Here is a 26,908-nt window from a genome sequence, read left to right as displayed (position 1 = left end):
GGAGGGGTTCGCCATAATTCATAGTATTTCTACATATCCGTCTGTTCCGTTCACCCGGATGCGCTGCCCGTCTTTAATCAGCCGGGTAGCATGTTCTACCCCGACAACTGCCGGCAGGCCGTATTCGCGGGCTATAACTGCGCCATGGGTCATCAGTCCGCCAACTTCGGTTACCAGGCCTTTGATGGATACAAACAAGGGTGTCCAGCTGGGGTCGGTAAATGTGGTGACTAATATATCGCCATCTTGCAGGCTGGCGTTTTCCATTTTTAAAATGACACGTGCCCGGCCTTCTATAAGTCCCGACGAAACAGCCAGGCCCGCAATGGCCCCGGCCGGGAGGTGCTCCTTTTTGTACTTACCTGCGCCTATCTCGCCATCGGATGTGATAACCCGTGGCGGGTTTAGTTTTTCATTTAATTTGTGCTCGTCTTTTCGTTGGTTAATCAGCTCATAATCCAGTTTTCCGCTGCGTACCACTTCGTGGAGTTCCTGAAAACTAAGGTAGTAGATATCTTCTTTGTTGTTGATAACCCCGGCCTCCACCAGTTTTTCGGCTTCCCGCAGTAAAGCCTGCTTATAAACAAAGGAGCGGCTAATTATGCCGTATTTTGGATATTCGCGATAACCGGCGAAATTGCGGAGCATGCTAACCATTTGTTTTGTTTCATCGGCTTTTTGTTCGCCATGCGGCAATTGCCTTAACCGGCTTAATAATTCTTCTTCTTTTTTCAAAGCCGCCTGTCGGCCCTGCTCAAACTTACGTTTACCAGCGCCGGGCCCAAAGTTTTTGATGTTACCAAGGATGATGGGGATAAGCATACCCGGGTTTTCGCTCCAGCGTGTTTTGGTAATATCTATTTCGCCGGCGCAGCGCATTCCATATTTGACCAGGTAAGCATCAATAGCATCCCGCGCTTCTTTTCCGCCCTCAATCTCAACCAGGCTGTCTAAAAAGTTATCATCCTTTACCTGTTGTAAATATTCAGTCACTGTAGGATAGGGCCTTATCACATCGGCTACGTTCAATAGCTCCAGGCCCATTTCTGATGTAATATTATTGGGAGCAGATTGAGCAAGCGTATCTGCCACGTTTTTCTCGCCCAGCCATTTTTTTATGTTTTCATTAATCCACGATGATGCATCTACAGAAGCCATAATTGCACTCATATTTTGCGGAACGAACAAGTTTTTCTTTGATTGCTGACCATCTTCCAGTATAAAATCAAATAAGTCGGCTCCCGATTTTGTTTGAATGTTATCTTTTAACTCGTTTACCGATAGCTGGTTGCTTTTTATTAAATTAGCAACGATAGCCGGATCGTTTTTGATTTGCGCCTGGATATCTGCGAACGATTTACCGGCACTGCTTTTAACACGAGGCAGTTCTTCTTTGTTGTTTTGTGCCGGTTTTATAAAATCTCCCCGCTCTACAATGGTTACAACCGCATCTTTTATGAGCGGATCGTGTTCTCCCATGGCATCTATTATCGCCTTTCGGCCAAGGGGTGTGCTTAGGTTGTCCGTAATATCAACAAACAATCTTCCGCCGGCTTTAAACATTGGCCTGAAAGCGGTTAACTGCCATAGCGATAATCCCAATGGTTTCATCGCATCGGTCATCATTTGTTGATGGCCGACAGATATATAAACACGGTTTCCCGGTTCACTGTTTTCGGGGATTGGGTACAGGGTAGTAATTGGCCTGCTTTGTACAATATAAAATGTATTGTTTGTTAAACACCATTCGATGTCCTGCGGGCCGCCAAAATGTTCTTCTATCTTTCTGCCGATGCGTTCCAGCCGTAAAATTTGCCTGTCTGTTAACACCTGCCTGTTCTGACTTTTCGGCTCAATCTCCTGTTCCCGGGTGCCGCCTCCTTTTACCGCGACAACGGCCAGCTTTTTGGCAGATATTTTTTTGCCGATACGGCTATTGCACACTTTGTAATTATCGGCATTTACCAGGCCCGATACCAGGGCCTCGCCAAGCCCGAAGCTGGCATCAACAGACAACACCTTCCTGTTACCGGTAACGGGATCGGCAGTAAACAAAATCCCCGCCGCCTGCGGGAAAACCATTTGCTGAACAACCACCGCCAACTGCACTTTACGATGATTGAAGCCGTTTTGGATGCGGTAAATTGCTGCCCTATCGGTAAACAGCGAGGCCCAGCATTTGCTGATATGTTTCAGGATGGCATCCCTGCCTATCACATTCAAATACGTATCCTGCTGGCCGGCAAAGGATGCTGTGGGCAAGTCCTCGGCTGTAGCGCTTGATCGTACAGCAAAGGCGTCCTGTTCGTCAAACTTTGCCAGGTGCCCTGTAATAGCATGTGCTATATCCCCTGCAATAACCGCCCCCTCTATAACCCCGCGAATCTTCGAGCAGACGGTGCTAATACTTTCCCTTTCATCTGCCTTAAAGCCTGCTAATTCATCCAGCAGGCTGTTCAGCTCGGGGTTATTCTCCGTAATTTGTTTATACGCTTCGGTGGTAACACAAAAGCCACCGGGCACCCGGATCCCCTCAATCCGGCATAGGTCGCCCAGGTTGGCGCCTTTGCCGCCTGCAACCATGGTCATTGATCTGTCTATCTCCTGGAAGCTGAGCACATATTTGGGGCCTTTTTTTGTTGAATTGAGGTTGTTTTCTGGTATCAGCATAATGTATATTTTGAGATATGCACCCAAAAATATAAGGGATCAGCTATCAAAAAGCTGTTTTTTGACTATATTTTTTTTCTCGCAATAATCATTTAAACAGGGCGTTATCCTTACAAACAAGGGCACCGGAAATCCCAGCGGTGCCAACAGATAAAGCCAGAATATTACTGCACATTCCTGCCTCTGACTAAAATTATTTGGAAGAGTTGTTTCCAGATTTGTCCGTTTTATATAGTCAACGCTTAAATGATTCATTAACAAGTAATGCACCCGTCTCGCGGGACTCTTTTGGCTATTGCAAAAGAGCGGGCACTTATTTTCAATTATTTTTTGCGGTACCTGTAACCTGCTTCAAAACCGTGTTGTCACAGCATACAAATACACCAGTTAGGGTGATTGAAAAAAGAACTTTATTAACTTATTAAAACATAAATAAAATGGACACCGGGAATTTAGGAATATTAGCAGGCATTATTATTACCACAGGCTTTTTTGCCATGATATTTGCCATAGTTTACTTACACAAACGCGAGCGCATGGCGATGATAGAGCGGGGCATGGACCCGCGTGCTTACAAACCACAATCTGCGCCGTATCAAAATTTAAAATGGGGCCTGTTACTTGTTGGGGCTGGTGTAGGATTGTTTTTGGCATTTGTTTTAGACCACACGATGTTCCGCAGTATATCTGACGATGATGTAGCTGCACTTTACTTTTCACTGATAGCCATATTTGGTGGTGGTGGCTTGTTCATGTCATACCGGATCGAAAAAAAAGAAGTGCTGGATAAAGAAGACGCAAGGCTGGATAAATAATTACATCGAATCCAAAGAACACAAAAGGCCTTCCTGATCAACAGGAGGGCCTTTTGTAGTATTCAAAATGCTTTAGGCTGTTCTTAGCTTCTTTTTAAATCTTGGTTTTATAATAATAAACAGGATGATTAAAACGGCTATCCCGCTGCCGGCCATGGGTAGGTAATCGCCGTGCATCACATAAAAAGTAAGGTCGGAATTCAGGTTGATGTCTTGTTTTATGGCGGTTTTGGTCCACCATTTGGTTTGCTGCACCACATCGCCCCGCTGGTTAATAAAAGCCGAGATTCCTGTATTTGCCGACTGGGCTACCCACCTGCGGGTTTCAATGGCGCGCAGTTTGGCATAGTCCAGGTGCTGGTCTTTGCCTGATGTGTTTTCCCACCAGCCATCGTTGGTAATGATAGCAATAAATTGTGCTCCTTTTTTTACCGAACGTGCAATATATCCCCCAAAAATAGATTCATAACAGATAACCGGATCGACACCTATGCCGCTTTGCGAATAAAAAACATCGGCATCTGCCTGGCTGCCGTAGGCCCCGGTTGCGCCGCCAAGGTGTTCAAAAACAGGCTTTAAAAACGATAATGCCTTACCAAACGGCAATGATTCGGCCCCCGGAACCAGCCGCGATTTATGGTAAAATTGAACTTTGTCGCCATTTTCGATATTTAACGCGGTACTAAAACTATCTGCAAAAACGCCGGGTTGCTGTGTTGGGCTTGCGGTGGCTGTTTTGCGGGTGTTGTATAGTTTGTACGTTTCGGCCCCGGTTACCAGGTTGCCGTTTTTATAGTTGCGCAAAAAGGAATGCGCCTGCCTGTAGTAAGGATTTTGCTGTATCCGGTCTTCATCTATATAATCGGGGATGGCCGTTTCGGGCCATAAAATAAATTCGGTATTGGGCTGCGCTATGCCCTTCGAAAGGTTGACCATAATGTCAATCTGGGTGGCCGTTGGGATAGTTCCTTCCTTTTCATACGGATCGATATTGGGCTGAACAGCAACAATATTTGATGGATTGCTTTGCTCTGTGTAGTTATAATAAGTATATAACGAAAAACCCATGGGCAAAACAATGGCCAGCACAAACCCGCTGGTAAGCTTTAGCCTTAACTGTTTGGTTTGTGCTTCGCGCAGGCCAACGTAAATTAAAAAGGCCAGGATATTTACCACCCAAATCCAAACAGAGCCCCCATAAACTCCGGTGTACTCGTACCATTGAATCCATTGATGACTAACGGCAAATCCATTACCCAGGGTCATCCACGGGAAATTAAGGTCCCAGCTTTGATGCAGGTATTCGTATCCTATCCAAAGGCAAACCAGGCCGGCTAAGCCCCAGCTACGGCCGGTTAATAATCGTAAACGATAATATAGCCAGCAGGCAGTAGCCATAAGCAGTGGCCCTAATGAATAGGGGATCAGCGTAACCGGGATGGCTGCCACGTTGCCAACTTGTTTTAAGGCATTGTATACCCAATAAACAGATCCTACATTCCAAACAAAAAAGCCAATGAATGCAGTATTAAAAATCTGCTTTCCTTTTTTTGCAGATGTAGATTGGATGATGTTCTCCATTGCCAGCAGCATGGGCACAAAGCCAATAAAAAGCAGGAAAGTTGTATAAGGTGTCGGCGGCCAGGCTATCCACAGCAATAAACCGGAAAGTATGGCTAAGGGAGTATTTTTTTTCATTAATAAGGGTAAAAGGGGATCTATTTAAAGGTGTCGCCGGGGTTTGCAAATTTATCAGCGTTATATTTATCGGATTTTCCTTTTGGAATAGATAGCGATTGCCATTTTGATCCTGTTATCATTTTGCCGATAAAAACAATCTGGCCAACATGATAGGGGTAATGGGCCAGTTGCCTGTTTATTGCATCTTCAATACGGTGTGGCTCGTTCCGGATTTTAACTGTTTTTTCCCAGTCTTCGGCAGTTAGCGAGTTTAATGCGTTAAACAAACAATCCCAGCCCTGATCCCAGGCGGCCATGATCTGTTCGCGGGTATTAATGGTTTCTTCAAACTCTGTGTCGCGGTTTCGCCATTCCTTTTCTCCGTCGGAGATCAAAAAATTAGTCCATCGCGACAACATGTTGCCGGATAGGTGCTTGATAATTATGGCTATACTGTTGCTTTCGGCATTAAACTGCCAAAACAGGTCGGCATCATTTAGTTGCGCAAATGTTTTTTCGCCCAACTTTTTGTAATAGGCAAACTGTGTAATGGCACTCTTCAAATAAATATCCATGGCTATTCGTCGTCGTTATCGTCATCTTTGTACTTGTTCTTTGTCGGCTTCGGTTCAGCCCCGGCCACACACATTACAAACTCGCCTTTTAGCGGATGTGTTTCAAAATATAATTTTACTTCGGCAACTGTTCCACGCACGGTTTCTTCAAATATTTTAGTCAGCTCGCGCGATACGGAGATTAGTCTATCGGCACCAAAATATAGCGCCATTTCGTCCAGCGTTTTCAGTAAACGGTGCGGCGACTCATATAGTATGATAGTACGCTCTTCTGTAGCCAAAAACTTATAGCGGGTCTGGCGTCCTTTTTTCAACGGCAAAAAACCCTCGAAACAAAACTTATCCGTAGGAAAACCCGAATTTACCAGCGCCGGCACAAATGCCGTAGCGCCGGGCAGGCATTCCACATCCAAATTGAATTTCAAAGCCTCGCGCACCAGGAAAAAGCCCGGATCGGATATCGCCGGCGTACCGGCATCAGATATCAGCGCGATGTTTTTCCCCTGCAGCAAAAATTTAATGATCTCGTTTGACGATTGGTGTTCATTATGCTGATGGTGTGCAAACACCTTCTGATGAATATCAAAGTGTTTTAATAGCGGTGCCGATGTACGTGTATCCTCGGCCAAAATCAGGTCAACTTCCTTCAGCACGCGAAGCGCCCGAAGCGTGATGTCTTCTAAATTACCTATTGGTGTAGGAACTAAATATAATTTGCCTGTTTGGTTCATGGTTAATAGTTCATTGTTCATAGCCTATTCGTGCATAGACCATTGTTAGATTGTCGTAAATCAGCCATGAACTATGAACCATATGCCATGAACTTAAATTCACAAAACAGCCATGAACTATGAACCATAAACTATGAACTAATTATATCTTTGCCTAAAAAATAAAATAATGCTGCAAGTTAGTTATATCCGGGATAACCGGGAACAGGTTTTGGAACGTTTGGCTGTAAAAAATTTTAAACAGCCCGAACTGGTTGATGAGATAATAGGGTTAGATGACAAACGTCGCTCCACCCAAACCAGTATGGATAACGTTTCGGCCGAGGCCAATGCAGCATCAAAACAAATTGGCGACCTGATGCGTGTCGGCAAAAAAGCCGAAGCAGAAGAGATTAAAGCCAAAACCGGTGCCTGGAAAGAAGACATCAAAAAATTTGGCGATCAACTGGCCGCAACCGAAGAGGAGCTTTACCAAAAACTGGTATTACTCCCAAACCTGCCGCATAGTTCGGTTCCCAAAGGCTTAACGCCTGAAGAAAACGAAATTGTTTTAGAGAATGGTGCAAAGCCGGAATTGCCCGCCAATGCCCAGCCACATTGGGAACTGGCTGCAAAATATAACCTGATTGATTTTGAATTGGGTGTTAAAATAACCGGCGCCGGTTTCCCGGTTTATAAAAATAAGGGTGCCAAACTGCAAAGGGCGCTCATCAATTATTTTATCGACGAAGCCGAAAAAGCAGGTTACGGCGAAGTGAGTGTACCGCTGATGGTTAATAAGGACTCTGGTTTTGGCACCGGTCAGCTTCCCGATAAAGAAGGACAGATGTATTTTGTAAATGAGGACGAGCTATACCTGATACCTACTGCCGAGGTACCTATCACCAACATCTTCCGCGACGTAATATTAAAGGGGGATGATTTGCCCGTTAAGCATTGCGGGCATACGCCATGTTTCCGTCGCGAGGCGGGTTCTTATGGCGCGCATGTTCGTGGATTGAATAGGTTGCACCAGTTTGATAAGGTAGAGATTGTACAGGTGGTACACCCGGATAAATCATACGAAACCCTGGAGTTAATGAGTGCTCATGTGCAGGGCTTGTTACAAAATCTTGGCTTACCATACCGCGTGCTACGCTTATGTGGTGGCGATATGGGCTTTGCATCGGCTTTAACTTATGACATGGAAACCTGGAGCGCGGCACAACAGCGCTGGCTGGAAGTATCATCTGTATCAAACTTCGAAACTTTCCAGAGCAACAGGCTGAAACTCCGTTTCCGCAATTCCGAAGGCAAAACACAATTAGCACACACCTTAAATGGAAGCGCGCTGGCTTTGCCACGTATTGTTGCTACTTTATTAGAGAATAACCAAACTGAAAAGGGGATTAAAATACCAGAGGTATTGGTACCTTACACTAAGTTTGAATGGATTGATTAAGTCCGGGACAAGAAAGATTATATTATTTTAAGCGAACTTAGGTTCGCTTAAAATAATATTCGCAACAAAGTCTATTTTCTAAAACACCGTATCTTTAACTTCCTCCGCATGAACCGGGTAATCTGTAGTATAATGCAACCCACGGCTTTCTTTCCTTAACATAGCCGATTTTACTACAATGAATGATACCTGTATCAGGTTACGCAGTTCGCATAACTTTACGGATAGTTTAGTTTTTTTGTAGAACGATTCTGTTTCTTCATACAATAAACCTAAACGGCGCATGGCACGTTCCAGCCTAAAATCGGAGCGGACGATACCCACGTAGTCGTTCATCAGCTTTTGCATTTCGCGTACATTGTGGGTTACCAGGATATCTTCGTTTGATAGTTGTACGCCATGCTCATCCCAATCCGGAATGTTTTCGGGGATCACAAAACTTTCAAACTTTCCTATCGCGTCTTCATAAATACGGTGTGCAAATACCAAAGCTTCCAATAACGAATTGGATGCCAAACGGTTGGCGCCATGCAAGCCGGTTGATGAGCATTCGCCGCAGGCATATAACCTTAATATAGATGATTGCCCAACGTGATTAACCATAATACCCCCACACATATAATGGCAGGCCGGCGCAACGGGTATCATATCCTTGGTCATATCTATCCCAATTTCCAGGCATTTGGCATATATATTAGGGAAATGATTTAAGATATCTTTTTTGCTGCGATGACGGATATCCAGGTACACAAAATCTTCGCCCGATTTTTTGATCTCGGCATCAATGGCCCTTGCTGTTATATCCCTTGGTGCCAATGATTTACGCGGATCGTACTCCTGCATAAACTCTTCACCGTTGGTACGTTTTAATACGCCGCCAAAACCACGCACTGCCTCGGATATCAGGAATGATGGATATTCGCCGGGGTTATATAAAGCGGTTGGGTGAAACTGGATAAACTCCATATTCCTTACTTTACCCTTAGCACGGTAAACCATAGCAATACCATCTCCGGTAGCAATGGTAGGGTTTGTGGTGATAGAGTAGATATGACCGGCACCACCCGATGCCATTACGGTTACTTTCGACAGGATCTTTTCCACAACATTGCTTTCGGTGTTGAAAGCGTAAATACCGTAACACGTAATATCGGTACTCGATTTACCTACCAATTCGCCCAAATGGTGTTGGGTAATCAGGTCTACAGCAAAATAATGTGTCAGGATCTCGATATTCGGATTTTTGTGTATCTCTTCTAATAACGACCGTTCAATTTCAAGCCCGGTTACATCCTTATAATGCAGTACCCTGAATTCAGAGTGGCCGCCCTCTTTGGCCAGGTCGTAAAAGCCTTCGTTGGTCTTGTCAAAATTGGTTCCGTAGTCAATAATTTCATTAATCCGCTCCGGGCCTTCTTTAACAACGGCTTCCACAACTTCGCGGTCGCAAAGACCGTCGCCGCTTATTAACGTGTCTTCGATGTGTTTTTCAAAAGAATCTTCTTTTTTATCAACAACTACTGCTACACCGCCCTGGGCATACTTAGTGTTCGATTCGTCTTCGTTTGATTTTGTAACTATCAGCACCTTACCGTGTTTGGCTGCCTTAAGGGCAAAACTTAATCCGGCGATGCCTGATCCTACGATCAGAAAATCAACATTTCGGGTCATATTTTATGTATATATGTGTAAAAGTACACTTTGTGTTAATAACGGGTATAAAAGATGTTAATTTCGTGTAAACAAATAGCTAACAAATAATCAAAGTGTGGAGAACTCCATTTTTGATGCTGAAAGTGAAAAAATTTTCAGCGACTTTTGCGCAGTTTAAACACTAAAGCTAACATTTTACAGGTTACCTAATTATTAACAAATAACTTTTTAAATTAATATTTGATTGTCATACAAATCACAGGATCAACTCAATAGAAAATAAAAACCTGTGGAAAACTGTTAATAAAAAGTGAAAAATAACTTTTATAGCATTTTTTTAAATGACTTTTGCACATAACTAACACCATAACAAACAATAGTTTTATTTATATATAAAATTAGTTGTTATTAATTGATTTGTTGAAATGGATATCTTCGAAGAAATAAATGTGACAGGATTTGTGGACGAATACATCGACCCTACCCTGGACTTGTTTGATGAAATTGAAAAACTCAAAAAGGAAAAAAATGCAGTCATTTTGGCCCATTACTACCAGGATCCCGATATACAGGATATTGCAGATTATATTGGCGATAGCCTTGGGCTATCGCAGCAGGCTGCCAAAACAGATGCCGATGTTATCGTTTTTGCCGGGGTACATTTTATGGCCGAGACTGCCAAAATACTTTCGCCTGCAAAGAAGGTATTACTACCCGACGTAAAGGCAGGATGCTCATTAGCAGATAGTTGCCCGCCACATTTATTCAAAAAATTTAAGGAAAACTATCCGGATCACCTCGTGATCACCTACGTAAACTGTACTGCCGAACTGAAAGCTTTAAGCGATATTGTGTGTACATCGAGCAACGCAGTGCAGATTGTAGAAAGCCTGCCGAAAGATCAGAAGATCATCTTCGGGCCCGATAAAAACCTTGGCGCATATGTTGCCAAAAAAACAGGACGCGACCTGGTATTGTGGAATGGGGCCTGCATGGTGCACGAGATTTTCAGCCGCGAAAAGATCACCAAACTGAAGGAGAGGTACCCCGGTGCAAAACTGCTGGCGCACCCCGAATGTGAAGAAGTGATATTGCAAATGGCCGACTATATAGGCTCTACAACGGGTATTTTAAAGTACGCGGGTACTCACCCCGAAAAAGAGTTTATAGTGGCTACAGAGGCCGGAATACTGCACCAGATGCAAAAAGAGAACCCGGATAAGATATTCATCCCGGCGCCACCAAACAACAGCTGTGCCTGCAACGATTGCCCGCACATGAAACGCAACACACTGGAAAAATTGTACCTGTGTTTAAAGAATGGATTACCGGAGGTTACCGTACCTGAACATATTATTGAAAAAGCAGTGAAGCCGATTGAGAGGATGCTGGAGATATCGGCGAGGCTGGGGTTATGATTTGGGATTACACTGAGTTTTTTTGATTTCACCGATTTGGGAAACTGTTGTAGAGACGCATAATTGCGTCTCCCACATGCAAATCACACATGCAAATCCTGAATGTCCTGCGGGAGACGCAATTATGCGTCTCTACATCGGAAAAGAACATTGATAATTTGTACCTCGATGAAGGGTGAGAAGCAGTAAGAGCGGAAAACGGGATTCGAACCCGCGGCCTTCAGTTTGGGAAACTGATGCTCTACCAGCTGAGCTATTTCCGCTAATTTTGTATTCAAACATAGCAAAATATTTTTAATCAATAATTCATTTATTCGTTAATTGCATAAATCGCTAATTCACCCATTCGCTAAATCACTAATTAGAATATTATGCCGCTGATATTACCTGTAAAAGATAAAAGCCCGATCTGGGGCGAAGATTGTTTCATCGCCGAAAATGCTACCATTGTTGGCGATGTAGTGATGGGCAGTAATTGTTCGGTTTGGTTTAACGCGGTCATCCGGGGCGATGTGCATTATATCAGGATAGGGGATAACACCAATATCCAGGATGGCGCGGTGATACATGCTACCTATTTAAGGGCGCCTACAAATATTGGCAGTAATGTATCTATCGGCCACAACGCCCTGGTGCATGGCTGTACGCTGCATGACCATACCCTGGTGGGTATGGGCGCTATCGTGATGGATCATGCGGTTGTTAACCAGTTTGTGATCATTGCTGCCGGCGCGGTAGTATTGGAAAATACGGTTTGCGAATCGGGTTTTTTATATGCCGGTATGCCTGCTAAAAAAATAAAGCCTTTAACAGATCAGCAAATAGAACTGCTTAAGCAGCTTCCAAAAAACTATATCATGTATTCGGGTTGGTTTATGGAGTAAGTGGCTCCTTGGGCACTACAATAGGCTCCTCGGCCTCCCAGTTGGGCCTCAGGGTAATTTCTTTTTCGTTTACCCAGGTATTTTCGGGTTGCTTTTTTAAGTGCACGTTACCACTATCCCAACGGCCATTTTTATTTTCGTCGTAAATTACCCGGATGAAGTATTTGCCGGTTAAAATAGTTTTATAGGCAACAGGCCCGCTTCGCCTTATGGGGGTTGTCTCTAATACAACTTTTTGATCATTAAGCAACTCGATAACATAGGCTTTTGAGGTATCGGGCAATGTAACTTTCAACGTAAGCGAACTATAGTTTTCGGGCTTATCAGGCTGGAATTTTTTTGAAGCGTATTTATTTTTGTCACCATATATATCCGTAAATGCGCCGGGGTTAAAAATAAGCTCGTATTTGGCGTTTTGCCGCCATCGGTATTTAAGTGTTAAGCTCTTAACATTTCCGGTATCTTTTTGTAAAGTATAATCGGATGAGCCCAGCCCGATAGAATCTTCCTTCAGCGTGATTTGAGAATTGTCAATAGCATCTACGGGCAGGTTGCTGGTAATTTTAAGATCGGTACCTGGTTTAAGCTTATCGTTGGATATATTGTATTTGAAGTTGAATACCCGGACGAAGGTTTCTTTTTTCTGTTTTAGCAGGTAGGTTGTGTCAACCGGTTTATTGTTATCATAAACGGCTACCCGGATGGAATCGAAGTTCATGTATTTTACAAATACGGATGCGGTATCCTTAGTTTTACTAAATTCTACAAACTTCTGGTTATTGATATCTGCCGGGTAAATTATTTTTAGCGATGGGTTTTGCAAAGCCTTATTAAATACCAGCAACATTTTTCCGTCAATGTCAAATCGTTTTTCGGAGAATCGGAATTTTTCGGGGAATTGCTTAAAAAGGTTTAGTTTGATATTTGCTGTATCGGATTTAAGATTGATGGGTTTCTTTAAAAAAGCGATGAGTTCATTATCGTTGTTAAAAATTTTATCCGGGCTTGCTTCTTTTAACGCGTAAATACGATACTGGTCTTCATGTAAATTATTTAAACTAAAATTTCCCGATGAATCGGTGGTGGTAAAAATGGAAGGCTTCTTTTTACCGAAGAGGAGGGAATCTTGTTTCAGTGGGAAAAGCATTACGGTAACATCTTTTTCATTTTCCCTGGTGAGGGTATTGGTAACCGTTCCCGAAATGCTCAGCGAATCAATATGTGGGCCGGTTGAAAAAACGTAGGTGAAATTTTTCATCACGTTACTTTCGTTTACATCCTGGATGCCTTTTCCAAAATTGATAACGTAGGTTGTATTTTTTTTAAGGGTGTCTTTGAAAACTATACGTAGGTGTTTTTTATTAGCCGAGTACTCCGGTTGTTTTTCCATGGTGGGGCTCATGGTAATTTCGGTGTACTGGTTGGCCAGTTTTATAAACTCGTCAAATTCCAGGTTAATTTCTTTGGCGGCAAAATTGCGGGTCTTGTTGGCCGGCAAGGCCTTCACCAAAACCGGGGGTGTTACGTCTCGCGGGCCACCCTGCGGTTGTTGCTGGGCTGCGCAGCCAAAAATGACCAAAGCGACAAAAATATAGAAGAAAAAATTGTAAAAATTAGCCGGTTTTTGATTTAACATAGTTTTTAGACGATATAAGCGATTTTTATATTTTTACGAATCCTACTATTAAAAATCTAAAATAATTGATTTAAAAAGACTTTTTGTAAACTATTAATTATCAGTTAGTTATAATCTATCGGGACACATGAACCATCAAAACTGAAATATCCGACGGCGAAACGCCCGAAATTCGGGATGCCTGGCCTAAAGTGCGTGGTTTTATCTTCATCAATTTTTCGCGGGCTTCTTTTGATAACGAAACTAAAGTGTGATAATCGAAATTTGGATTGATCTCGCGGTCTTCCATTTTTTTCATCCGGTCAACAATTTCCATTTCTTTTATAAAGTAACTCTCATATTTGATTTTTATTTCAGCCTGCTCAATTGTTTCTTTGTCGTAGGCCGATAATAATTCTTCCAGCCCGGTGTCGGCTTTTTTAAGATCAATAAAGCCAACCTGCGGACGGCTTAACAAATTGAAAAGTTTGGCGCCCTGGCTAATGGCCGATGTACCCAACTCATCCAGCAAACCATTTACTGTAGATGGGTCGATAGATTTGGTGCGGGTGTAGGCAACAATATCATCGGAGTTTTTAATCTTCTGGTGTACCTTATCCAAACGCTCGTCGCTTATCAAACCTAAATCATGGCCCATAGGAGAGAGGCGGATGTCGGCATTATCCTGTCGTAACAACAAGCGGTGTTCCGCCCTTGAAGTAAACATGCGGTATGGTTCTTCGGTTCCTTTAGTTACCAGGTCGTCAATCAATACACCGATATACGACTCCGATCTTTTCAGGATCAGTTCATGTTTATCATTGATTTTTTGATGCGCGTTGATACCTGCTATGAAGCCCTGCGATGCTGCTTCCTCATATCCGGTGGTGCCGTTGATTTGCCCCGCGAAGTAAAGGTTGCTTATTAGTTTTGTTTCTAAAGTAAGGCCTAACTGGATAGGTGGGAAGTAGTCATATTCGATGGCGTATCCGGGGCGGAACATTTTGGCTTTCTCGAAGCCGGGTATTTGGATCAATGCTTTATACTGTACATCTTCGGGCAGGGAGGTTGAGAAACCATTTACATAAATCTCTACAGTGTTTAATCCTTCAGGCTCAACAAAAATCTGGTGACGATCACGCTCTGCAAAACGGTTTATCTTATCTTCAATAGATGGGCAATACCTTGGGCCCAATCCTTTGATGCGGCCGGTAAACATTGGCGATTTTTCGAAGCCTTCTTTTAAGGTTTCGTGTACATTGGTATTGGTATAAGTAATCCAGCAGCAGCGTTGCTGTTGTATCATTTCAACATCGGTGTAGGAGAAACGACCACGTTCGTCGTCGCCCCATTGCTCTTCCATCAGGCAGTAATTAAGGCTGCGTCCGTCAATGCGGGGAGGGGTACCAGTCTTCATTCGCCCGGCATCAAAACCCAATTCAATCAGTTGTTCGGTGAGTCCTGTTGCCGATTTTTCTCCGGCACGGCCACCTCCAAATTTCTTTTCTCCTATATGAATGATGCCATTTAAAAAGGTACCATTGGTGAGTACAACTGCGTCGGCTTCTATCTCCACACCTAATGAAGTACGTACTCCCGCAATGGTATTTCCTTTGATTAAAAGAGACGAAACAGTATCCTGCCAGAAGTCGACATTAGGGGTACGCTCCAGTGCTAAACGCCATTCTTCGGCAAACCGCATACGATCGCTTTGCGCTCTCGGGCTCCACATAGCAGGGCCTTTTGACTGGTTGAGCATCCTGAATTGAATGGATGTTTTATCGGTGATAATACCCGAGTAGCCACCCAATGCATCAATCTCGCGCACTATCTGTCCCTTGGCAACGCCACCCATAGCGGGGTTACAACTCATCTGTGCAATCACCCCCATATTCATGGTGATGAGTAAAACAGACGATCCCAGGTTGGCTGCTGCTGCCGCTGCTTCACAGCCTGCATGCCCCGCACCAACCACAATAACGTTATATTTCTTAAACATTTTATACCTCCATGTTCCACGTGGAACATCAAATTTATCACACTAATTGTTACGAATTTTTTCGAATTACACGAATAAAACCCGGATGATTTGTATGCTCTAATTAGCTTTAATAGGAGCCAATTAGTATCTATTTAAACTGCAGTTATTACTGCTTTTGTTAATTTATCACACTAATTGTTCCGAATTTTTTCGAATTACACGAATAAAACCTGAATGATTTATACGCCGTAATTAGCTTTAATCGGTGCCAATAGTATTTATTAAACTACAGTTATGGCCTCTTTTGCTAATACCGAGTTAATGATGGTATTCTTTTTATGTTCCACGTGGAACATAAAATAACGAGGATCGAACTGAATATATTTTGACAGGATGGCTCTGTTTTATTCTCATGTTCCACGTGGAACATGAGAATCTGTATCAGCCTATCGTTTGTAATACTTGTATTAAAAAGTATCAGTTTATTACATAAAAAAGTAACTTTATTGTTTATTAGTATCTCATTTGTATAGCATTTGTGTGTTAAAATAACTATAAATAATCTCCTTTTAAACTGACGTTCCACGTGGAACCCGCAATAAAGATACCAGTGCTACAGTACCCCAAACACCCTCTAAAACAACAAAAGGGTAGAAGCTTACCATATACGATGCATAGCAGCAAGTACCCGCACCTATAAAATTCAACAGTTTATATAACCTGCTTTCTGACGAAAGTTTATTCAGTAAATTAAGCACAAAGGCTATCAATAAAATAATAACACCTATAGATGCTATGATATCTGATAGTTTCATTTTATACTTCGTTTAACTCGGTTAATTCCATCCAACGGGCGCTTTTGGCATCCAGTTTTTTATTTAAATCTGCTATCTGTGCTATGGTTTCATTAAGCTTTGCCAGTTCAATACCCACCTTGTTTAGTTCGTCGGTTTTAGCTTTTATGCTGTTTTCTATAACGGTAATTTCGGCCTCTATAGTCTCTAATTCCTTAGCTTCCTTGAAACTTAATTTGCTTTTTTTAGCTACAGGAGCAGCAACAGGGGTAGGGGCAGTATTGCCTTTTTTATTCTGTTGTTTGGCTTCATCCAACTCAACCCGGTACGATGAATAGTTGCCGTTATATATGCGCACTTTACCTTGTCCTTCCATAATAAATAGCTGGTCGGTTAGTTTATCAAGCAAATACCTATCGTGCGATACCATCATTAATATACCCGAATAGTTGGTTAAAAACTCTTCCAATACATTCAGAGTATCAATATCCAAATCGTTGGTAGGCTCATCCAGGATCAGGAAATTAGGATTCTTCATCAGGATGCTCATCAGCTGCAAACGTTTCTTTTCGCCACCGCTTAGTTTGGATATAAAACCATACTGCTTGGCAGGAGGGAACAGGAACAAAGTGAGCAGGGCCGAGGCTGAAATCATTTTACCATCGGCCATAGTAATAAACTCGGCCACGTTTTTTACCACATCTATCACGCGGTCATCCTCTTTAAATAAAATTCCAGATTGATGAAAGTAGCCGATAACCGTGGTTTCGCCTTTTACAATGGTTCCTTTATCGGGTTGTAAGCCTCCGGTGATTAAATTTAGCAAGGTTGATTTTCCTGTACCATTTTTACCGGCTAAGCCAATCCTGTCACCTTTTTTAAATACGTAGCTAAAGTTTTCGATATAGGTATTGCCATTGAAGCCTTTATACAGGTGCTCCATCTCCATAATTTTGTTGCCCTGGCGTGCTGTTTTTACACTCAGTTCAACCTTATCACGGGCTCCGCCCTGTTTGGTTTTTTCTTCAAGGTCATAGTAAGCATCAATACGGGCCTTTGATTTGGTACCGCGCGCCTGTGGCTGACGACGCATCCATTCCAATTCTTTCCTTAACAGGTTGCTGTTTTTCTGGAAGGATGCTTCGTCTGCCGCATCGCGCTCGGCTTTCTTTTCAAGGTAATAAGCGTAGCTGCCATTGTAGGGTACTATCTTACCACGGTCAATTTCCAGTATCTCGTTACAAACGTTATCTAAAAAGTACCTGTCGTGCGTAACCATCAGTATAGTTTTTGATCCGTCGGTCAATAACTTTTCCAGCCACTCAATGGTATCAATATCCAGGTGGTTGGTAGGCTCATCCAAAATATAAATGTCAGGGTCCTCAATCAACAGCTTGGCAAGCGCCAAACGTTTCTTTTGCCCGCCCGACAAGGTATTGATGTGCTGGTTAAGATGATGAATATCCAACCGGCCCAAAATAGTTTTTATTTTGTACTCGTATTCCCAGGCATCAACCTCGCTCATCTCTTCCATGATTTTTTCAAGCGCCTTGGCGTTGTCAGGGTCGTTTTCCAGCAATTCTTCGTATTTACGGATCATTTGCTGCTGTACATCATCGGCATGAAAAATATAATCGCTGATGGTTACGGCATCCTTAAAGCCGGGATCCTGTTCAAGGTAGCCCATATTCAGGTCGCGCGCCTGCACTACCTTACCTTCGGTCGGTTTGATATAGCCGGCCAATAATTTTAATAAGGTTGATTTGCCGGCGCCATTAACACCAACCAATGCAACCCTGCGGCCGCGGTTAATGCCTATGGTTATATTTTTAAATAACCAGTTGTCATGAAATTGATGGCCAAGGTTCTCGGCAGATAGATAAGTACTCACGATAGTTGCTTTATTTGATCAGACTCGTATATAAACGTGCCAGTATTGTTTTTTGTTGATTGTTTGTACATGGCTATAGCTACAGTTTCGCCGGCGATGCTCCGGTATTTTTTCCAGCTGCCAAATAACAAGGAATCTATTATTTTATAGAAGGCGATCAGCGCTTTTTCCATTGATCGTTTTTCCTGTCTGTTGCCTGTTAGCATCGATGGGCGGTAAATATATAACTTAGGTAACCCCAATTTCCAGATATCAGCCTCTGTTTCGCCCTTAGTTTTGGTGTAAAAAAACGACGAACCAGGATCAGCACCAATGGATGATACCAAATGATACTGCCCGATACCATTCTTTAACGCCAATTGCGCCAGTTGAACAGGATAATCATGATCGATATGCCTGTAAACTGTTTTGTCCGGCGTTTTGACATTGGTTGTACCGAGGCAACTGAATAAAGCATGCCCCGTTAGCGTATCGGCATAGCTATCCAACTGGTCGAAATTGACCACCAGCTGCGTTAATTTTTTATGATCGAAATCTATTTTTTTCCTCACAAGGATCAAAACTTCGTCGTAAAAGCTTTCGCGCAGCAAAATTTGGAGCAATTTACTGCCAATAAGTCCTGTTGAACCTGCAATAATAGCTTTATTTGCCATTGATACTTAATTTTTTGCAAAAATACACATAATTAAATCAGTGTAAATATAAAGCGGTTTGAACGGCGGTGAAGACTCACCCGACGAGGCTGCGCCCTTCGGGTGAGTCTTCACCGCCATATTAACACGCCAGGCCAGCCTCTTGGCACGTCTATTGATGTTTAAACATATAAAAAGGAACATATAACAATGAAAACAATATTTTATCCCGAAAACGAACGTGGAAAAAATGATATAGGTTGGTTAAAGGCAAATTTCTCTTTCAGCTTTGGCCCTTACTATAACCCCGAACTGATGAGTTTTGGAGCTCTTCGGGTTTTAAATGACGATATAATAGCCGGGGGCAAGGGTTTTGGCCTGCATCCGCATGATAATATGGAAATTGTTACCATCCCGCTGGAAGGCGGCCTTGAACATCAGGATAATATGGGCAACAAAGGCGTTATTAATGCCGGTGATGTACAGGTAATGTCGGCCGGAACCGGTGTTTATCATTCAGAATATAATGCATCTAAAACAGATGCCGCTAAAACATTACAGATATGGTTGTTTCCTAAAGAGCGAAATGTAGCACCAAGATACGATCAAAAGAGTTTTAGTGGTCAGTTTAAGTTAAATGAACTAACCGTGCTGGTATCACCGGATAGGAGCGAAGGCAACCTTTGGCTGCACCAGGATGCCACTTTCAGCATGGGTACTTTCGAGGCTGGAAAGGCCTTAAATTATGCTATAAAAACACCCGGTAACGGCGCTTATGTGTTCTTGTTAGATGGCCTTGCTAAAATAAATGGCACCCTACTAAACAAACGGGACGCTATAGGTGTTTATGATAGTAGTTCATTTACAATTGAAGCCCAAGAAGAATCCCGTTACCTGATCATTGACGTACCCATGTCATAAATCCTGCAAGCCGACCGCCAAGAGCCGATTTTTTCTGAACTGCAAAACATTTTGACAATACGTTGTTGTATGTCAAATTATAACCTAATATATGGCAGAACAGGTAATTACCGGCTGGCGAAGGTGGATGCTAAACATTGGCGAACAATGTGTCTTCTTCGGCAGATTTTTCAGAAATATTTTTGCAGGCGGCTTCGAATGGTCGGAGTTTGTGCGGCAATGTTACGAAATTGGCTACAGGTCCCTGATGTTGGTGGGCATTACCTCCTTCATCATGGGCTTTGTACTAATTCTTCAGCTAAGACCATCGCTGGTCTCGCTTGGTGCGGCAAGTATGCTGCCTAAAACACTCGCTGTATCGTTTGTGCGCGAAATGGGCCCTGTTATTACCGCCATTATTTGCGCTGGTAAAATAGCCTCCAGTATTGGCGCCGAGTTGGGCAGTATGAAGGTTACCGAGCAAATAGATGCCATGGAGGTATCCGGCGCCAACCCAATACAATACCTGGTAGTAACCCGCATTATAGCAACCAGTTTAATGGTGCCATTATTATCGGTAATTGGTGATGTAATAGGCTTAGCGGGTGGTTTCCTGGCCCTTAACATCAACGACAAAATAAGCTTCACCCTGTATTTTCAGAAATGTATTGGCTCGCTTGATTTTTCAGACTTTTTACCAGCTGTAGTTAAAACAGTATTCTTTGGCTTCGCGATAGGCTTTGTGGGATGCTACAAGGGTTATCACTCCAATAAAGGAACTGAAAGTGTGGGCATTGCCGCAAATTCTGCTGTGGTAACCGCTTCGCTTTGGATCTTCGTTATCGACGCTATTGCTGTACAAATCACCAGTATGTTATATTATAGATAAGATGGCAGTAGTAAAGGAAAATATTGAAAAGACGGAAAAACCACTTGAGTCTAAGGATGAGGTGGTTATACACGCCAAAGGTATAAAGAAGTCGTTCGGGGAGAAGGAGGTATTAAAAAATATCACTTTCGACCTGAAGAGGGGCGAGAATATGGTGGTGCTGGGCCGATCGGGTCAAGGCAAATCGGTTACCATACAATGTGTGGTTGGCATGCTAAAACCCGATGGCGGAGAATTAATGGTTTTTGACGATGAGGTAGCCGAAATGAGCGATGAAGAGCTTAAGCAGCTGCGTATTAAAATAGGTTTCCTGTTCCAGAGCGGTGCTTTGTATGATAGCATGACCGTACGCGAGAACCTCGAATTTCCGCTCACCAGGGTACTTAAACTAAAAGACCAGGCCGAGATTGATAAAAAAGTAGAAGAGGTATTAGATAACGTAGGATTGCTTGATGCGATTGATAAACTGCCCTCTGATCTGTCGGGCGGGATGCGCAAGAGGGTGGGCCTGGCCCGTACGCTTATTGTGAACCCCGAGATTATGTTATACGATGAGCCCACTACGGGATTAGACCCAATAACTTCCCGCGAGATAAGTGAGCTGATACTCCACATGCAAAAAAAATATAAAACATCATCCATCATCATTACCCACGACCTGGAGTGCGCCCGCATTACAGCAGACAGAATTATGGTTATGAACGATGGAGAATTTATAGCCGAAGGCAGCTGGGCAGCGCTACAAAAATCAGAAAACGAACTTGTCCGATCATTTTTTAACAAAACAACATGAAAACCACATCATCACAAAAAATAAAAATCGGCCTTTTTACATTTCTTGGCCTTGTAATACTGGCACTCGCCGTATTTTTCATCGGGAGCCAGAAAAGTATGTTTAACTCCACCTTTACTGTTTATGGCACCTTTAAAAATGTAAACGGATTGCAGGTGGGCAACAATGTACGCTTTGCGGGTATTAACGTTGGTGTGGTTCAATCCATCAACATCATAACCGATAGCTCTGTACGGGTTGATCTTACCCTGAACGATAAGGTAAGGCAATTTGTAAAAACCGACTCGAAACTGAGCATCGGCAGCGATGGTTTAATGGGCGATAAGCTGGTTGTTTTGGCTCCCGGCGGTATCGCCAGTAACCAGCAGGTTGCCGATGGTGGCCGGCTTGCTTCAGTAAACCCGGTTGATGTGGATAAAATAATAACCAAACTAACTAAGGTGGCCGATAATGCCGAAGAGATGACCGGCGACTTAGCTGAAATTGTAGGCAAAATAAACAGTGGAAAAGGGAGTATTGGCAGGCTATTAAATAACGATAACCTATCCAGGAGCCTGGAAAGCACTGTTGCCCAGGCCCGTACAACTATGAAAAATGTGCATGCTACCACAGGCACCTTAAATGAGGATCTGAAAGCTGCGCAATCAAACTTTTTATTAAAGGGTTTCTTCAACAAAAAGAAAAAAGCAGCCAAAGCCAAGCAGGACTCTATCAAGAAAGCCCAGGAAAAATTGCAGAAGGGCCAGGATAAGGCCGCGAAAGAAAAGGCAGACGATAATAACTAAAAAAGATTCAATTAAAAGGGCTGTGTTGTACTGTAAAAGACATTAATTGGGAAGGAACCTATTTCAGATATGTTGCGGCAATCGGAACGGGTGTTATAGGTAAAAAGCCTTTACAATGCTATTGTTTTTAGTATCTTCGTTTAAACCTTGAACGGAGATACTAATTCATGGACGATAGCAATATTATTATATATCAAACCGAAGACGGCAATACAAAAATTGAAACGCGCCTGGAGGGCGAAACCGTTTGGCTTACGATTGATCAAATGGTCGAACTTTTTCAAAAATCGCGATCAACAATTAATGAACATATTTTAAATATTTTTGAAGAACAGGAACTCAATAGTGAGTTATCTATAAGAAAAATCGGAATTTCCGATTTTTCTACCAAACCAACTAATTACTATAACCTCGACGTAATCATTTCCGTCGGCTACCGTGTAAAAAGTCACCAGGGTACCAAATTTCGTCAATGGGCCACTGCCAGGCTAAGGGAATACATTGTAAAAGGTTTTACAATGAACGACGATATGTTGAAGCAAGCCGGAGGCGGAAACTACTTTGAAGAGTTACTTGCCCGCATCCGCGATATCCGGTCGTCCGAAAAGGTATTTTGGAGTAAGGTACTTGATATTTACGCTACCAGCATAGATTACGATCCCAAACTCGAAATATCAGTCCTCTTTTTCCAAACGGTACAAAATAAAATGCATTGGGCTGCCCACGGCCATACCGCAGCCGAAATTATTTATCAGCGTATTGATGCCCAAAAAACAAACCTTGGCCTTACCCATATCAAGGGGAACAAACCAACACGGCAGGAAATAGAAGTTGCAAAAAACTACCTTAACGAAAATGAATTGAACGTACTTAACCGCATGGTAACAGCCTATTTAGAATTGGCCGAGCTGCAGGCGCTTAACCGGAAACCTATGTACATGAGTGATTGGATAGCACGTTTAGACGAATTTGTAAGAATGACCGGTAACGACATTTTACAAAATGCCGGCAGTATCAGTCACGATCAGGCCTTAAAAAAAGCGAAAGAGGAATTCGAAAAATATAAAGAGCAAACCAAAAATGGCCTTTCTGAAGTCGAAAAGCATTTTTTGACCCAGATTGACAAGACCATTAAAAAAATAAAACCTAAAAAAACCGGATAAGCACGGTGTTATCCAATTAAGGCCTGCAAATAATCCCGCTTTGATTTTTAATTAAAAAAGGGCCCACCCTCTATACTATACTGTTAGTTTTAAAGTAGGCCCTCTTTTGTGTTTGTGAGTATTGTTACAGGTTATCCTTTTTGGTTTCTACAGCATCCTGCACCACTTGCGGCAAAGCTGAGAGCAGGTTATAACCGGTAGCTTTCTCAATGTCCCGCACGGTAACGCGGTATTGTTTCCAGTCGGCATTAATGGTGTTAATGTTGGGGGTGTTAACAGCTATAACCCTTGTGCCTGCTGTAATCCTGCTGATATCGCCATCGCCGGTTGGCACAACAATAGCCACTTTCCAAACATTGCTTGGCACCGTTACATGGCCGCTGGTAATAGTACTTACGGCGCCATTTGAGCCCGTTCCGCCGGTTCCGTAACTCCCCATTATTATGTATACTTCATTCCCGGCAACAACTTGCTCGCGTAGGTAATTTTCAAGGTTTGCCCACGTTTGCTGGTTGTTTTGCGGCGCCTGTGGTATCATATTGGTCATCAGGAATGTAGCCGAATTGGCATTAACAGAGCTTGTACGGTCGGCCGAAGGACAATTATGTCCCCTATCAAACCCGGAGCCCGAATAGCTGTTGCTTTCTACTTCGTAAAAGCCCGTGGGCAAGCCGTTAAAACCGGCAAAGTTATCCAGGCGGGCTGTTGCATTGGTGATATTGGTAGCGTCAAGGTGCCAGCTTACCCAGTTTGGTGTACCGCGGGTACTGTTATATGATTCTTCGTAATATTTTTGGTCAATGAGGTAGTTATTGGCCATAACAATAGCCGGTTGCGCGTCTGAGGGGTTGCCCAGCAAAATGTTACTATTGTCGCCGGTTGCTGGCTGTGCGTCGGTGCCGGCAATAACGCCTCTGTCGGGCGCGGCTGTACCGGTGTTGCCTGTAGTATCGCTACCGCCGGTATCGGGCGGGCCAACAATAATTCCCGGATCGCCAAGGCCTTTAAAGGTTATATCATCAATGTTAATGCGGGTTGTACCCAGTTTCCTGATCTGGAAACGCACTTTTGCTGTAGTGGTCACTTTAAATGAGTCGGTAACCAGGCTGGTGCTGTTTTCGGCAATGTCTGTACCCAGTTGCGTAAACGTGGCGCCGCTATCTGTCGACATCATTAATTGCCAGGTTGATGCTGCGTCATTACCATATTTGGCATGTTTGATGCTGATTTGCTTTAAACCCTTCACGTCAAATTTCATAGTGATATCGCCTGCGCGTAGCCTTACTGCTTTATTGCCGTCTTTAACATCAGCAGCCAGGCTACCGATCAATGCGTCGTTGAAACTCCACAAACCGGTACTTAGCTGGACGTTTGCAATGGCATAGGCCGTTTTGCTGCCGTTTTCAAAATTTTCAACAACGGTATAAGGCACAGGCTGTTGTATAACCGTGGTATCACCGGGCGGGATGTGCGGATTTTGAAGGTCTTTTTTACAGCCGGCCATAGCCAGCATTAAGCCAATGCAGATAAATAAATTTCGTAATTTCATAGGATAGTTTTTAATGAGGCAAAAATCAGCTATTTATATTAACTAAATATTAATAAATTATAGCAATGCTATAGTTGTGAGTTGTCTATCGAAATAATCACAAATTCAAGGCTTTACCAAGGCAAATGCATCTAAATACTTAGCACGATGAACCTTTATTTAATAGTAGTTGACGGAATAAACTTAGGAGGTGAAGAAGATATAAGCATCAAACCATAACTTGCGTTATTCCCCGGTTCTGATTAAAAAATCCATGTCCATCCGGTACTTGTTTTAACCAACAACAGACGCAAATATTTGTATGCGCTTACATTGCGTAAAGCACCCGTTTTTGTGTTAACCATGCAAAACAATAAGATATTGATAATCAAATATTTGCAAAGAATTTTATTTGAAATGTGTTAAGTTATGTTAACCCAATTTAGATGCGTTTGCCCTAAAACCCTTACCTTCTATCGCTTTACCTAATGGGAATAATTGTATTTTTGCTGATTGATGGCAAGATGCCGGCATAATTACAAAAAACATGTTTGAAAATCAGGAAAGAACCAATCTGGAAGAATTAGGCGAATTTGGCCTGATAAGCCATTTAACCAAAAATATAAAGCTAACACAGCCAAGTACCAATAAGGGAGTAGGGGACGATGCCGCTGTGCTTGATTTTACAGGTAAAAAAGTGCTGGTAAGTACAGATATGCTGTTGGAGGGGATTCATTTTGATTTGGCTTACACTCCCTTAAAGCATTTGGGCTACAAGGCAATACAGGTTAACCTGAGCGATATTTACGCCATGAATGGTACGGCTTCGCAGGTTACGGTGTCTATCGGCCTGTCGAGCAAGTTTCCTTTAGAAGCAATTGAAGAACTGTACGAAGGTATTTACATAGCCTGCGAAAAATATAATGTCGATCTGGTTGGCGGCGATACAACGTCATCAAAACAAGGGCTGGTAATCAGCGTAACATCAATAGGTTATGCCGACGAAGCCGATGTTGTTTACCGCAATGGGGCCGGCGAAGGTGATTTGATTTGCGTATCCGGAGATTTGGGCGGCGCCTACACCGGCCTGCAATTACTGGAACGCGAAAAGCTGATTTATTTGGAAAACCCCAACATTCAGCCCGACCTGGAAGGTAAGGACTACATCGTAGAGCGCCAGCTAAAGCCGGAAGCCCGCCGCGATATAGTGGAGCTGCTTAAAAGCATCGAGGTAAAACCTACGGCGATGATAGATGTATCTGACGGCCTTGCTTCTGAGATACTGCACATTTGCAGGCAAAGCGATAAAGGCTGCAATATTTACGAGGAAAAGATCCCGCTTGATCCGATGACCTACGAAACAGCCCGCGAGTTTAACCTTGACCCAACAGTTTGTGCGTTAAGCGGCGGCGAAGATTATGAACTGCTGTTCACCGTAAAACAATCTGATTACGATAAAATCAAGTTTAAAATGGATATCACCATTATTGGGCACATCACCGAGGCATCTGCAGGCTGTAACCTGATTACAAAATCCGGAAATTCGCACCCCCTTAAAGCACAGGGATGGAACGCCTTCAAAAAATCAGAATAAATGTTGGGCAGGCTTTTAAATAGGTTTTATTTAAACAATCACCCCGAGGGTAATGTACCTGTAGCCGTAAAAAGGGGCGTAGCATTGCTTTATTTAGCATTGATTATTCAAATGGCCAATAACTCGCTTGATCATATCCACCTATTTGAATTTATTACCGAATTGCTTTTGGCTATCTATATCATATTTGCTACAGGCGAGGGTCGCAAATGGGCCAGGATCGTAACATTGATTTTTATTGTTTTTAATTTACTATCGTTCATATGGGCTGCCATAGTTTTCTTTCAAAAAAATCCGGCTGTAAAATTAAGTCCGGTAGTAATGGGATTGTTTTTAGCAGAGATCCTGTTAGAAGTTACTGCCATCACCTTGCTTTTTTCAAAGGGCGCGTCCGTTTGGTTTAACAGGCCAAGGGTTGCCTTATAAATATAAAATGGCCGGATGCTATTGCGCCCGGCCATTGTATGTTGCTTTAA

22 protein-coding genes and 1 tRNA gene are annotated in these 26,908 nt (G+C 42.9%); 11 read left to right on the top strand and 12 right to left on the bottom strand.

The window, feature by feature from the left end; genetic code table 11:
- Positions 1–18 precede the first annotated feature (18 nt).
- On the bottom strand, positions 19–2,670 hold the full coding sequence (ppsA, locus tag ACFGVS_RS20180; RefSeq protein WP_439695338.1) for a phosphoenolpyruvate synthase: 2,652 nt from the start codon (positions 2,668–2,670) through the stop codon (positions 19–21).
- Between the two features lie 437 nt (positions 2,671–3,107).
- Here ppsA and ACFGVS_RS20175 point away from each other — a divergent pair, with 437 nt between their 5' ends.
- The gene (locus ACFGVS_RS20175; protein ID WP_439695337.1) at positions 3,108–3,485 is read left to right on the top strand and encodes a DUF6249 domain-containing protein; all 378 of its coding nucleotides are present in this window, start codon (positions 3,108–3,110) and stop codon (positions 3,483–3,485) included.
- 72 nt (positions 3,486–3,557) lie between these two features.
- On the opposite strand, the gene lnt is transcribed toward ACFGVS_RS20175, so the two are convergent.
- The 3 genes from lnt to rsmI are packed head-to-tail and all read right to left on the bottom strand — an operon-like array spanning position 3,558 to position 6,492.
- Positions 3,558–5,183 (bottom strand): apolipoprotein N-acyltransferase, encoded by a 1,626-nt coding sequence (gene lnt / locus ACFGVS_RS20170; protein WP_439695336.1) that lies wholly within the window; start codon positions 5,181–5,183, stop codon positions 3,558–3,560.
- Positions 5,184–5,203: 20 nt separating this feature from the next.
- Entirely contained in the window at positions 5,204–5,740 is a 537-nt protein-coding gene (locus ACFGVS_RS20165; protein ID WP_439695335.1) for a DUF1572 domain-containing protein, read from the bottom strand.
- A gap of 2 nt (positions 5,741–5,742) precedes the next feature.
- Positions 5,743–6,492: a 16S rRNA (cytidine(1402)-2'-O)-methyltransferase gene (gene rsmI / locus ACFGVS_RS20160; RefSeq protein WP_439695334.1), complete on the bottom strand. Its 750-nt coding sequence runs from the start codon at positions 6,490–6,492 to the stop codon at positions 5,743–5,745.
- 148 nt (positions 6,493–6,640) lie between these two features.
- Here rsmI and serS point away from each other — a divergent pair, with 148 nt between their 5' ends.
- Positions 6,641–7,912, top strand: a complete 1,272-nt coding sequence (gene serS / locus ACFGVS_RS20155) for a serine--tRNA ligase (RefSeq protein ID WP_439695333.1) — start codon at positions 6,641–6,643, stop codon at positions 7,910–7,912.
- Positions 7,913–7,990: 78 nt separating this feature from the next.
- Here the strand turns inward: serS and nadB are convergent, their stop codons facing one another.
- Positions 7,991–9,583: an L-aspartate oxidase gene (gene nadB / locus ACFGVS_RS20150; protein WP_439695332.1), complete on the bottom strand. Its 1,593-nt coding sequence runs from the start codon at positions 9,581–9,583 to the stop codon at positions 7,991–7,993.
- 407 nt (positions 9,584–9,990) lie between these two features.
- Here nadB and nadA point away from each other — a divergent pair, with 407 nt between their 5' ends.
- A complete protein-coding gene (gene nadA, locus ACFGVS_RS20145; protein ID WP_090653347.1) occupies positions 9,991–10,983 on the top strand; it encodes a quinolinate synthase NadA in 993 nt (330 codons plus the stop codon).
- Between the two features lie 190 nt (positions 10,984–11,173).
- Here nadA and ACFGVS_RS20140 read toward each other — a convergent pair.
- Positions 11,174–11,246, bottom strand: a tRNA-Gly gene (locus ACFGVS_RS20140).
- Positions 11,247–11,354: 108 nt separating this feature from the next.
- Between ACFGVS_RS20140 and ACFGVS_RS20135 the strand changes: the two genes are divergently transcribed.
- Positions 11,355–11,867 carry a gamma carbonic anhydrase family protein gene (locus ACFGVS_RS20135; protein WP_439695331.1) on the top strand — a complete coding sequence of 171 codons (513 nt, stop codon included), beginning with the start codon at positions 11,355–11,357 and terminating at the stop codon, positions 11,865–11,867.
- Here the strand turns inward: ACFGVS_RS20135 and ACFGVS_RS20130 are convergent.
- The 5 genes from ACFGVS_RS20130 to ACFGVS_RS20110 all read right to left on the bottom strand — a co-directional run bounded on the left by ACFGVS_RS20130 (position 11,857) and on the right by ACFGVS_RS20110 (position 18,801).
- Positions 11,857–13,503: an Ig-like domain-containing protein gene (locus tag ACFGVS_RS20130; RefSeq protein WP_439695330.1), complete on the bottom strand. Its 1,647-nt coding sequence runs from the start codon at positions 13,501–13,503 to the stop codon at positions 11,857–11,859. The two genes, ACFGVS_RS20135 and ACFGVS_RS20130, sit on opposite strands and share 11 nt — an antisense overlap.
- A gap of 115 nt (positions 13,504–13,618) precedes the next feature.
- Positions 13,619–15,481, bottom strand: coding sequence for a tRNA uridine-5-carboxymethylaminomethyl(34) synthesis enzyme MnmG (gene mnmG / locus ACFGVS_RS20125; RefSeq protein WP_439695329.1), 1,863 nt, complete (start codon positions 15,479–15,481; stop codon positions 13,619–13,621).
- Positions 15,482–16,032: 551 nt separating this feature from the next.
- Positions 16,033–16,278: a CBU_0592 family membrane protein gene (locus ACFGVS_RS20120; RefSeq protein WP_147054254.1), complete on the bottom strand. Its 246-nt coding sequence runs from the start codon at positions 16,276–16,278 to the stop codon at positions 16,033–16,035.
- A gap of 1 nt (position 16,279) precedes the next feature.
- A complete protein-coding gene (locus ACFGVS_RS20115; protein ID WP_439695328.1) occupies positions 16,280–18,148 on the bottom strand; it encodes an ABC-F family ATP-binding cassette domain-containing protein in 1,869 nt (622 codons plus the stop codon).
- Positions 18,145–18,801 carry an NAD(P)H-binding protein gene (locus ACFGVS_RS20110; RefSeq protein ID WP_439695327.1) on the bottom strand — a complete coding sequence of 219 codons (657 nt, stop codon included), beginning with the start codon at positions 18,799–18,801 and terminating at the stop codon, positions 18,145–18,147. The genes ACFGVS_RS20115 and ACFGVS_RS20110 overlap by 4 nt, the downstream gene beginning before the upstream one ends.
- Positions 18,802–18,990: 189 nt before the next feature.
- Between ACFGVS_RS20110 and ACFGVS_RS20105 the strand changes: the two genes are divergently transcribed.
- The 5 genes from ACFGVS_RS20105 (at position 18,991) to ACFGVS_RS20085 (ending at position 23,310) form a co-directional block, all read left to right on the top strand.
- Positions 18,991–19,701: a pirin family protein gene (locus ACFGVS_RS20105; protein ID WP_439695326.1), complete on the top strand. Its 711-nt coding sequence runs from the start codon at positions 18,991–18,993 to the stop codon at positions 19,699–19,701.
- Between the two features lie 91 nt (positions 19,702–19,792).
- Positions 19,793–20,569 carry an MlaE family ABC transporter permease gene (locus ACFGVS_RS20100; protein WP_274210841.1) on the top strand — a complete coding sequence of 259 codons (777 nt, stop codon included), beginning with the start codon at positions 19,793–19,795 and terminating at the stop codon, positions 20,567–20,569.
- A gap of 1 nt (position 20,570) precedes the next feature.
- Positions 20,571–21,362, top strand: a complete 792-nt coding sequence (locus ACFGVS_RS20095) for an ABC transporter ATP-binding protein (protein ID WP_439695325.1) — start codon at positions 20,571–20,573, stop codon at positions 21,360–21,362.
- Positions 21,359–22,147, top strand: a complete 789-nt coding sequence (locus tag ACFGVS_RS20090; RefSeq protein WP_090637831.1) for an MlaD family protein — start codon at positions 21,359–21,361, stop codon at positions 22,145–22,147. The genes ACFGVS_RS20095 and ACFGVS_RS20090 overlap by 4 nt, the downstream gene beginning before the upstream one ends.
- Before the next feature lie 167 nt (positions 22,148–22,314).
- Positions 22,315–23,310, top strand: a complete 996-nt coding sequence (locus ACFGVS_RS20085) for a virulence RhuM family protein (RefSeq protein WP_090637837.1) — start codon at positions 22,315–22,317, stop codon at positions 23,308–23,310.
- Positions 23,311–23,434: 124 nt separating this feature from the next.
- On the opposite strand, the gene ACFGVS_RS20080 is transcribed toward ACFGVS_RS20085, so the two are convergent.
- Positions 23,435–24,859: a DNA/RNA non-specific endonuclease gene (locus tag ACFGVS_RS20080; protein WP_439695324.1), complete on the bottom strand. Its 1,425-nt coding sequence runs from the start codon at positions 24,857–24,859 to the stop codon at positions 23,435–23,437.
- A gap of 526 nt (positions 24,860–25,385) precedes the next feature.
- On the opposite strand from ACFGVS_RS20080, the gene thiL reads away from it, so the two are divergent.
- Both thiL and ACFGVS_RS20070 read left to right on the top strand, forming a co-directional pair.
- Complete coding sequence (gene thiL, locus ACFGVS_RS20075; RefSeq protein WP_274210836.1) at positions 25,386–26,432, top strand: thiamine-phosphate kinase; 1,047 nt, start codon at positions 25,386–25,388, stop codon at positions 26,430–26,432.
- On the top strand, positions 26,433–26,858 hold the full coding sequence (locus ACFGVS_RS20070; RefSeq protein WP_274210835.1) for a hypothetical protein: 426 nt from the start codon (positions 26,433–26,435) through the stop codon (positions 26,856–26,858).
- Positions 26,859–26,908 lie beyond the last annotated feature (50 nt).

Source organism: Mucilaginibacter sediminis (genome assembly GCF_051903035.1).
GTDB lineage: Bacteria > Bacteroidota > Bacteroidia > Sphingobacteriales > Sphingobacteriaceae > Mucilaginibacter.
Note: the sequence above shows the minus strand (reverse complement) of the source record. Positions and strands in the feature narration are given on the sequence as shown.

What these genes read in the sequence shown, in the direction of transcription:
- ppsA (WP_439695338.1), bottom strand. Translation starts at nt 2,670, where the DNA reads ATGCTGATACCAGAAAACAACCTCAATTCAACAAAAAAAGGCCCCAAA.
- ACFGVS_RS20175 (WP_439695337.1), top strand. Translation starts at nt 3,108, where the DNA reads ATGGACACCGGGAATTTAGGAATATTAGCAGGCATTATTATTACCACA.
- lnt (WP_439695336.1), bottom strand. Translation starts at nt 5,183, where the DNA reads ATGAAAAAAAATACTCCCTTAGCCATACTTTCCGGTTTATTGCTGTGG.
- ACFGVS_RS20165 (WP_439695335.1), bottom strand. Translation starts at nt 5,740, where the DNA reads ATGGATATTTATTTGAAGAGTGCCATTACACAGTTTGCCTATTACAAA.
- rsmI (WP_439695334.1), bottom strand. Translation starts at nt 6,492, where the DNA reads ATGAACAATGAACTATTAACCATGAACCAAACAGGCAAATTATATTTA.
- serS (WP_439695333.1), top strand. Translation starts at nt 6,641, where the DNA reads ATGCTGCAAGTTAGTTATATCCGGGATAACCGGGAACAGGTTTTGGAA.
- nadB (WP_439695332.1), bottom strand. Translation starts at nt 9,583, where the DNA reads ATGACCCGAAATGTTGATTTTCTGATCGTAGGATCAGGCATCGCCGGA.
- nadA (WP_090653347.1), top strand. Translation starts at nt 9,991, where the DNA reads ATGGATATCTTCGAAGAAATAAATGTGACAGGATTTGTGGACGAATAC.
- ACFGVS_RS20135 (WP_439695331.1), top strand. Translation starts at nt 11,355, where the DNA reads ATGCCGCTGATATTACCTGTAAAAGATAAAAGCCCGATCTGGGGCGAA.
- ACFGVS_RS20130 (WP_439695330.1), bottom strand. Translation starts at nt 13,503, where the DNA reads ATGTTAAATCAAAAACCGGCTAATTTTTACAATTTTTTCTTCTATATT.
- mnmG (WP_439695329.1), bottom strand. Translation starts at nt 15,481, where the DNA reads ATGTTTAAGAAATATAACGTTATTGTGGTTGGTGCGGGGCATGCAGGC.
- ACFGVS_RS20120 (WP_147054254.1), bottom strand. Translation starts at nt 16,278, where the DNA reads ATGAAACTATCAGATATCATAGCATCTATAGGTGTTATTATTTTATTG.
- ACFGVS_RS20110 (WP_439695327.1), bottom strand. Translation starts at nt 18,801, where the DNA reads ATGGCAAATAAAGCTATTATTGCAGGTTCAACAGGACTTATTGGCAGT.
- ACFGVS_RS20105 (WP_439695326.1), top strand. Translation starts at nt 18,991, where the DNA reads ATGAAAACAATATTTTATCCCGAAAACGAACGTGGAAAAAATGATATA.
- ACFGVS_RS20100 (WP_274210841.1), top strand. Translation starts at nt 19,793, where the DNA reads ATGGCAGAACAGGTAATTACCGGCTGGCGAAGGTGGATGCTAAACATT.
- ACFGVS_RS20095 (WP_439695325.1), top strand. Translation starts at nt 20,571, where the DNA reads ATGGCAGTAGTAAAGGAAAATATTGAAAAGACGGAAAAACCACTTGAG.
- ACFGVS_RS20090 (WP_090637831.1), top strand. Translation starts at nt 21,359, where the DNA reads ATGAAAACCACATCATCACAAAAAATAAAAATCGGCCTTTTTACATTT.
- ACFGVS_RS20085 (WP_090637837.1), top strand. Translation starts at nt 22,315, where the DNA reads ATGGACGATAGCAATATTATTATATATCAAACCGAAGACGGCAATACA.
- ACFGVS_RS20080 (WP_439695324.1), bottom strand. Translation starts at nt 24,859, where the DNA reads ATGAAATTACGAAATTTATTTATCTGCATTGGCTTAATGCTGGCTATG.
- thiL (WP_274210836.1), top strand. Translation starts at nt 25,386, where the DNA reads ATGTTTGAAAATCAGGAAAGAACCAATCTGGAAGAATTAGGCGAATTT.
- ACFGVS_RS20070 (WP_274210835.1), top strand. Translation starts at nt 26,433, where the DNA reads ATGTTGGGCAGGCTTTTAAATAGGTTTTATTTAAACAATCACCCCGAG.